The 7,326-nt window shown below is 35.2% G+C and carries 10 protein-coding genes and 4 pseudogenes; 4 read left to right on the forward strand and 10 right to left on the reverse strand.

All coding sequences use genetic code 11. The annotated features are described in order from the left end of the window. Window positions 1-186: 186 nt before the first annotated feature. From ACFINM_RS09075 to ACFINM_RS09090, 4 genes are all read left to right on the forward strand, one after another. Entirely contained in the window at window positions 187-453 is a 267-nt protein-coding gene (locus tag ACFINM_RS09075; RefSeq protein WP_375621844.1) for a BrnT family toxin, read from the forward strand. Then, a complete protein-coding gene (locus tag ACFINM_RS09080) occupies window positions 431-736 on the forward strand; it encodes a BrnA antitoxin family protein (protein WP_375612163.1) in 306 nt (101 codons plus the stop codon). Before ACFINM_RS09075 ends, ACFINM_RS09080 begins: the two co-directional genes overlap by 23 nt. Window positions 737-944: 208 nt before the next feature. Further along, window positions 945-1,097: a type II toxin-antitoxin system RelB/DinJ family antitoxin gene (locus ACFINM_RS09085; RefSeq protein ID WP_375641156.1), complete on the forward strand. Its 153-nt coding sequence runs from the start codon at window positions 945-947 to the stop codon at window positions 1,095-1,097. Next, window positions 1,084-1,365, forward strand: coding sequence for a type II toxin-antitoxin system YafQ family toxin (locus tag ACFINM_RS09090; RefSeq protein WP_375612165.1), 282 nt, complete (start codon window positions 1,084-1,086; stop codon window positions 1,363-1,365). The genes ACFINM_RS09085 and ACFINM_RS09090 overlap by 14 nt, the downstream gene beginning before the upstream one ends. Window positions 1,366-1,411: 46 nt before the next feature. Here ACFINM_RS09090 and ACFINM_RS09095 read toward each other — a convergent pair. The 10 genes and pseudogenes from ACFINM_RS09095 to ACFINM_RS09140 form a co-directional block, all read right to left on the reverse strand. Then, a pseudogene (locus ACFINM_RS09095) lies at window positions 1,412-1,942 on the reverse strand (antA/AntB antirepressor family protein). Window positions 1,943-2,531: 589 nt separating this feature from the next. Continuing rightward, window positions 2,532-3,100, reverse strand: a pseudogene (locus ACFINM_RS09100) (hypothetical protein). A 3-nt stretch (window positions 3,101-3,103) separates the two neighbouring features. Next, entirely contained in the window at window positions 3,104-3,424 is a 321-nt protein-coding gene (locus ACFINM_RS09105) for a hypothetical protein (protein ID WP_375641158.1), read from the reverse strand. 499 nt (window positions 3,425-3,923) lie between these two features. Next, entirely contained in the window at window positions 3,924-4,319 is a 396-nt protein-coding gene (locus ACFINM_RS09110; RefSeq protein ID WP_375613839.1) for a type II toxin-antitoxin system HicB family antitoxin, read from the reverse strand. After that, entirely contained in the window at window positions 4,316-4,516 is a 201-nt protein-coding gene (locus tag ACFINM_RS09115; RefSeq protein WP_375612550.1) for a type II toxin-antitoxin system HicA family toxin, read from the reverse strand. Before ACFINM_RS09115 ends, ACFINM_RS09110 begins: the two co-directional genes overlap by 4 nt. Window positions 4,517-4,583: 67 nt before the next feature. Then, window positions 4,584-5,121 (reverse strand): annotated as a pseudogene (locus ACFINM_RS09120) (hypothetical protein). A gap of 10 nt (window positions 5,122-5,131) precedes the next feature. Continuing rightward, window positions 5,132-5,584: a single-stranded DNA-binding protein gene (ssb, locus tag ACFINM_RS09125; RefSeq protein WP_375641160.1), complete on the reverse strand. Its 453-nt coding sequence runs from the start codon at window positions 5,582-5,584 to the stop codon at window positions 5,132-5,134. A 135-nt stretch (window positions 5,585-5,719) separates the two neighbouring features. After that, window positions 5,720-6,100, reverse strand: coding sequence for an XRE family transcriptional regulator (locus ACFINM_RS09130; RefSeq protein ID WP_375641162.1), 381 nt, complete (start codon window positions 6,098-6,100; stop codon window positions 5,720-5,722). Between the two features lie 32 nt (window positions 6,101-6,132). Then, entirely contained in the window at window positions 6,133-6,429 is a 297-nt protein-coding gene (locus ACFINM_RS09135) for a hypothetical protein (RefSeq protein ID WP_375641164.1), read from the reverse strand. Between the two features lie 491 nt (window positions 6,430-6,920). Beyond that, a pseudogene (locus ACFINM_RS09140) lies at window positions 6,921-7,326 on the reverse strand (hypothetical protein); the annotation flags it as partial.

A 7,326-nucleotide genomic window follows, 5' to 3' on the forward strand; every position in this document is an offset into this window, starting at 1 on the left:
AAATTTACCTGTCTTTATCCGAGAAACCACCGCATTATGTGAAACACCCATCTTCTTCGCAAACGCACGAACCGATAAACCCTTACGATTCTTCTTATCCATAGTTTCTCCATTTTTAATGGTATATACGAATTATTGTACACTTTAATTATTGACAAGATTTTATTTTTCGTGTACATAAAATATATGAAGATAGTGTGGGATGAACCAAAAAGAGCTTTAAACATTGTTAAACATAAGCTTGATTTTGCTGATGTTATTTACTTTGACTGGGAACATGCTCTTATTGATGCAACACATTCAAACCGCATGAAGGCTATTGGACATTTTGCTGATGGCACAACAGTTATTGTTTTTGCAAAGCTTGGCAATGAAGCGATATCCATTATCAGTTTTCGTCAAGCGAATAAAAAAGAAAGAGAGGTTTTCAATGATTATCAAAAAAAACTTTGAAACAGGATGTGGCTACACAAAAGAAGATTGGGACGCTGTGGATTCCCCACCATTGACAGATGAAGAACTTGCACGCTTAAAGCCAGCTAAAGATGTTTTACCAGCCTCCTTTTTTAAATATGTAACAGAAGAACGCCGTAAACGTGGGCGTCCACCGGTTGAATCTCCCAAACAAGCGGTTACTCTACGCCTTGACCCAAATGTTATTGCCTCTTTTAAAAAACAAGGAAAAGACTGGCGAACACGTATGGGTGAAGTCTTAAAAAAAGCAAGTGGTTGTTAAGCCAAACGATCTCGCCACTCTAAAAAATGTGCTTTACAGTTGAAATTAAACTTCAATTGTATTACATTGAAATACAATTACAAGAGGAGAGCTCATTATGGCTTCTAGTCGCATGGTTCAAGCGCGTGTACCAGAAGAAATTCAAAATATCGCTAGTCAAGTTATTTAAGCTTCAGGTTTATCAGTAAGTGATGTTGTGAGAGTGTTGATGACGCGTATTGCACAAGATAAAGCTATTCCGTCCTTCTTGTTTCAACCTAATGCGGAAACTATAGCGGCTTTTGCAGAACTAGAGGAAGGTAACTTAAAAAAGTTTCATTCCGTAGACGAATTATTTGATGATCTCTATGCGGACGATTGAACGTACCACTATCTTCAAATGTGATTTCAAGCGTGAAATGAAAGGACGGTATCGGCATCTTTTAGATACTGATTTGCGCCAAATCATTGCAGCATTAGCAAATGATCAACCCTTAGAACCTCGATATCATGATCATGCATTGACTGGGAATTGGAGCAATTATCGAGATTGCCATATTCGACCTTACCTAGTGTTGATTTATCGCTTGATTGGTCAAGATCGATTGATTTTAGCGCGTCTGGGCTCCCATTCAAAACTTGATCTTTAAACCACCTTCCCATTTTGAGAACGGGGAGGGGAGATGTGTTTTAAATCTAAGCAGCTTTTACGACAGATCTTGCTAAAACGCGCTTAGCTTCTTTTGTAACTGATTTGTAATGATCAAGCTCTTTTTCGATTTCATCTATTTTCAAAAGATAACCAAAGATGATACCCATGATTTTAGGATAATTTGTCAAAACATATTGACGAAGATAGTTAAAATCATCAAAGCGTGTATCATTATCATAATCAACAGCTTGGTTTCTCAGTTTCTTTTCACATTCAATAAAGTAACGGCGTGCTTGACGTCCTTTCTCATTGCGTTCAACCATGGAAAGTTCTTTCGCCATGTCTAAGGTGAGGTGATATTCTTTGCTGATAACATTTTAACGTTTCCCAATTTTGGAAAGCGTTAAAATATAGTCTTTTCCCTCTTCAAATTCATACTGATTAATACGGTTCGTAATCCAAATAGCAAAACGTTTACCTATTGCCAAAAATGTATGTAATTCAGGTGCATTCACTGTCTGAACGATATCACCATCAATCGTAGTTTGATGTAAGTCAATTAAATATTGTGCCATGATTTGGCTCCTATGTGCTTAAAGGTTTTCTATTGACACTCTAAAAGATGCCGGGTGCTAGAAAACACGGCACATAGCCCGTCGTTATGCTTTCCCCGAAGGGGGTATATGGCATAGCCACACCTGACAAAGCTATTAGCATACAATGAGTTAAAGCTTTTAAATTGCGGAAGATTAGTTATTTCGGCAACTAATCCGCTAGTTGTTTTAAGGTGTTTTCTAGGCACCTGATTCGAAAATACCTATTACTATAGAATTGTCCAGCAACAAAAATTACTTTTTGCTAAGAAAACGTTTCACATACTGTACAGTGTACATATTGAAATTGTTATTTATCAATGAGTTAAGTGTACAATGTACAGTCAAATTGAAAATTCTGTCGCTAGCGATAGTTCGCACTAGCCTGTCCCGCAACGAAGCCAACCCGCTGGGAAGTACCTTTTACATTGATTTTATTGACTTTTTTATGGAAAAACAAAGCATAAGTGATAATCTGTTTTTAAAATTGCAATCAAAGTGTGTAATGCATAAACTCATAAGGATATGGAATATATAGATAAAGTTTAAGAACATAATCTAGCCTTTCTTATTAGCAGCCAGCGTATTCATGATGAGCAAGTTGGTACTGTATATTGGCAATTAATCTCTCATTGGCTTTTTTTACAATAGCACTTGTAATCTCTGGCTTTGACATCACCCTAGCAATTGAGGGTTCCTCTTGTTTTGCAATGGGGAATTGATCTCCATCCGCTCTTTGAAACACATTCCCTCCCATTTTCAATTCAACACGCTTTGGAAAACTCCCATCCTTGATAAAACCATGGGGTAAGATTTCTTTCTTTCCAAACAGTTGTGTAAGTCACACCGCGTTTTGTTCTTTTGCTTTAAAAAATTTAAGAAGTATCGGTGTTCCAGAACCAATGATATCTGTCTCAAGAAACCTTGCTGTCGCCTTTTCTTTAATATAAATACCTTGCTTAACATGCTTTGATTGGGCAGATGTAACATCGGCAATTTGCTTTTCAGTAAAGCGTTCGACTGTTTTGCTGCGGTGTTTAGAGCATTACGCACAGCCCAATTAAGGCGTGGTGCTTGAAGACTGGTGAAGGTATCCTTCACCTGTTGAAGATACCATTTTGGGTAGATGATTAACTTCAACGTCTAAGCCTTTTTAAGAGTAGGTGTTGATGATTGAGAGACCTTAGATGCTTTTGGTTTTTCGAGTAAGGTTTCTTCAGTCATTGGTTCAGATGATGTTTGCGCTACTTCTTGTTCTATTTGCTTAATTTGTTCAACTGTCTTTTCAGGTTTTTCTGTTGTTTTGACTCCAATAAAAGGTTTTACAGCATTGGCGCGCTTGAGACGTGCGTAGACTTGATTGGAAACTTCAACAAATGGATTATTGGGTGTTGATGGTTCAAAGCGAATAGTGCTTTTATTGTCGCCAACAACACACATTGGCTTAGTGATGACAGCTTTCATCATTGCTCCTTTTGAGTCATAATTAATGACATAATTAGTCAATTATTGATTTTTATTCTGTGAAAAATTGATTAGTCAGAATTATCTAGAAAACAGAGCTTTCTAGCCACGCTTCAAGTTCACATTTTACTGAATTTTTGGGGATATTTTTGAATTTTAGACGCAATACAACTAGTGCAGTATCGTCATTAAATGCAATTTTTTACACCATGCCAACAAAAAAATCTATATTTTTTATTTTAAAATAGAATATATAAAATTTTCTAAAACATTTTAGATTTTATAAATTATTGTGAAATTATTATAGGAGGGAAAGGCTATGACAGGTCCAGAAATATTAGATGCCATGTATATAATATCAATGATAGTTATATCCCTCTTAACTATAGCGTTTTGTTTGCCTGCCGCCTTTTGATTTTCATTAATAGTTTGCGGATCATATGCAATTACACGCTTTTGTAAAAAAATCGAGAGTGAGAAATTTTTCCAGATTGATGAGCTAAATATTAAGCTCGTGACGGGCTGCTGTTGCCAAAAAAGCAGATCTTGTTAAACCTCTCTTTTGTGCACAATTATCAATTGCACGTAAAAGCCCTCGTTCAATTGATATATTTGTGCGTATGACTTCTGAATCATTTTCAATAAAAGGAACTTGTATTAAAAAAGCTCCTTCTGACAAAGCTGTTTTGACAGATTTCCGTTGTATGACTTCTTCAAATTTTGAAGGAATAGGCACTCTATCTATATCTTCACAATAAAGTTGGAGTGCTTCTGTTGCATTTGCGATTAAATTTTCTTCCTCATCAGCAGCAGAAAAAAGTCCCTCAAAATCAGGAAACTGAACACCAAAAGCAGATTCTTCATCTTTATGAACAAGAGCAAAAAATCTTTTCATTCTTCTTCTCCTTCTTTTAACCAGCCTGCTTGTTGTGCGATAGAACGTGCTGTACCAATCGGAAGATTTTTTTTAGGATGTGGAACGATAACAACCTTATCATCTTTTTTAAACTTATGATGAGAACCTTTCACTTTGATAAGTTCAAAGCCATCACGCTTTAATTTTGCAATGATTTTTCGGCTATCTTGTTCCATTACCTAAACTCATAATGTGTAAATATATACACATTTTAATGATTTTTCATCTGATGTCAATTCTTTTTTAATGGCTAAAATGCCTATGAAGCGCATTAAGAACAATACGCAAAGAGCTAACAAGATGTGTTAACGATTGATCTTCTATAACAAGATATTGTAATGCAGCGTAAAGATTATACTGTCTATAGAGGTGTTGTGTTTCTTTGATAACCTCTTTCGTCTCTTCATAACAATGAGTTGCTCTTTCAATCCACCGTTTTTGTGCCTCCTCATTTGATGAAGGAGTAAAGTTATCATAAATTGCATTAGGCAATTCTTTTGCACATAGATAATTGTTTTTCACTTCAAGATATTTTTGTGCAGCAATCATATTGGTCTTGATTGATTTCACCTTGCAAATAAAACCGCCCGATATAGGTTCTGGAAAGCGGATTTTTAGCCTCTTCTATGGTCAAGCCAAAGCGTTTGGCACGCATTTCAATTGCCAATTTATCCATGGGTTTATGCGGTGTTTTTGCTCGTGAGATGCGTCCGTTTGGTTCTCTGATACATCCTTTAATCCGAGGATGTCCGCGTTTTGTACGTTTTTTTCTCTTTGTCATATGTTATCAATCAGAATGGGATAGCATCATTAAGAGATGTGCCATGATCAGTAGCACCTGAAGCGATAGCATAATTTTGAGAAGTAATGGGTGAGGGGGTAGGGGATGCTGATTGCTCTTTCTTTGCATCAAGCAAATACAATTCCTCTTTGAATTGTGGTAAGACAATCTCTGTTGTGTAGCGGTCATGCCCATTTTTATCTTGCCATTTGCGTGTCTGTAATTTTCCTTCTATGTAAACCTTTGAACCTTTGTTTAGATATTGAAGTGCAATTTTTGCTAAATGTGGATTAAAAATCACAACTGAATGCCATTCTGTTTTCTCTACTTTTTGATTGGTTTTTTTATCTGTATAGCTCTCAGAAGTCGCTATACTAAAATTGACTATTTCTGCTCCAGAATTCATTGTTTTGCTTTCGGGATCAGCACCAAGGCGCCCGATTAACGTCACTTTATTTAGCATATTTGTAGCCCCATTAGATTAGCAATTTATACATAAAAAATCTTAGAATGATTTGCATATTTATTCAATTATTTCAAAATGATATTATTGTTTTTAACATATAAAATTATGTTTACAGTGTATAAAATAAGGAGATCAAGGTATTCTATTCTGCAAGCACTGTTTTTTTTCTACTTTCTCCATGAGTTCATTGCACTTTGTCAGATCTTGTTGTGAAAGAGACTTAAAAATTCTAACAAACGTGTTAGAAATTTCATGGTTAAGTGGGTCAGAAGAGTTCATTGTAAAATTCTTACGACAAATATTTGCTTCTCTTCTCAAGATAGAAGCCGTTTCTTCATCTAAAGCATATTTCTCAATGATCTTTTCTTCCATGTCAGCAGGTATAGGCTTTTTGCCAATTTCTACAGAAGATAAAAATGCTATAGATACGCCTAATTTATTAGCCATATCTAATAAACGTTCTGTCCGATCAATACGAATTTTACGTAAGGTTTTGCCAAATGGTGTAAGCATGTGATTAAAGCTCCTATTAATGCAATCTGCAATTAAGCTGCTTTGAGAAGCGAACCTATATTCTTTTCTAAAAATTGAGGTACTTTGATTTTAGGTGAAAAAATCATCAATTCGGTAGCTTTCCTTTTCTCTTGTAGAGAATATTGTAAGCTAAATTCTATTGAGAGATATTGCCTATACAATAATTTAATTTCTTCAACGTTGTCATAAATAATTAGCCAAGGTGCTGTCACATGTTGGGAGATGACATTCTCTAAATTGTGGTGATCATTAGCTTTGTAAAACCAAGTACAAAGCCCTTTTCCTTTTTTAAAATAAGGAGGGTCCATATAAAGAAGGTGTTTTCATCAGTTCTATAACGCAGCAAAGATTCCCGTGCATTTAAACGAGTTAAATGTATCTATCTTTTTGTATGTACCATTCTTCTAAGTTAATGGTCGTTGTATTGATTTTTTCTATTAATTCTTCTGTCTTGTGCAAAACGCAATACCAAAAGCTCCAAATAAACAGATCAATATCGTTAATGTGAATATCTTTAACTTCACCATTAAAAAAGCTTTAGAGCAAGTCTACACCTGCCAGCAAATGGCTCTCTATAGGAACAGCCATTTAATGCTTTTTCTCAAATATTTCTTTGACTTTTCAATACAGTGCAGCCTTACCGCCTGGATATCTCAATGGTGAGCAGACATGAGTCATTGTTACGCGCCTTTTTCAATGATTTTTTGATGTTTTTGTTGATTTCATCTATGAACATTGAGAAGAGACAATGCCATTTAATCTAAACAGTTTTATAAAATCGGAAGTTTTACTATGGCTTTTAAACTGAGCACTGTAGTGGGTAAATAGATATGTTTATTAAACTGCGTGTACGTAACATAAGAAACAATACACAAACTAAAAAGGAATACCAAAGAGCAATATCTGAGTACCAAAGTAAAGTATCCCAATGGAAAAGAAAGCTTGTACTCCACATACCTAGAAATGACAGGTAAAGAAACCGTTTCTTTATAACTATTTGGGAAAATTAAAACGACAAACGCTAAACTTATTAGTTTTAAGAGTCTGTGCAAATACTGTTGTAAATCACGTGTTAGTTTCACCCAACCCGTTGTATCATCACCTTTATATTTTGGATTGCTCTGCAATTCAGAAGGAATATGAGAATTGCATAAAATTGCAAAAACAGTTGTGACTATTACCAAAGAAACAGATGCGAATGTCAA

Source organism: Bartonella sp. AA168HLJHH (assembly GCF_042197365.1).
In the GTDB taxonomy this organism is placed as follows: Bacteria; Pseudomonadota; Alphaproteobacteria; order Rhizobiales; family Rhizobiaceae; genus Bartonella.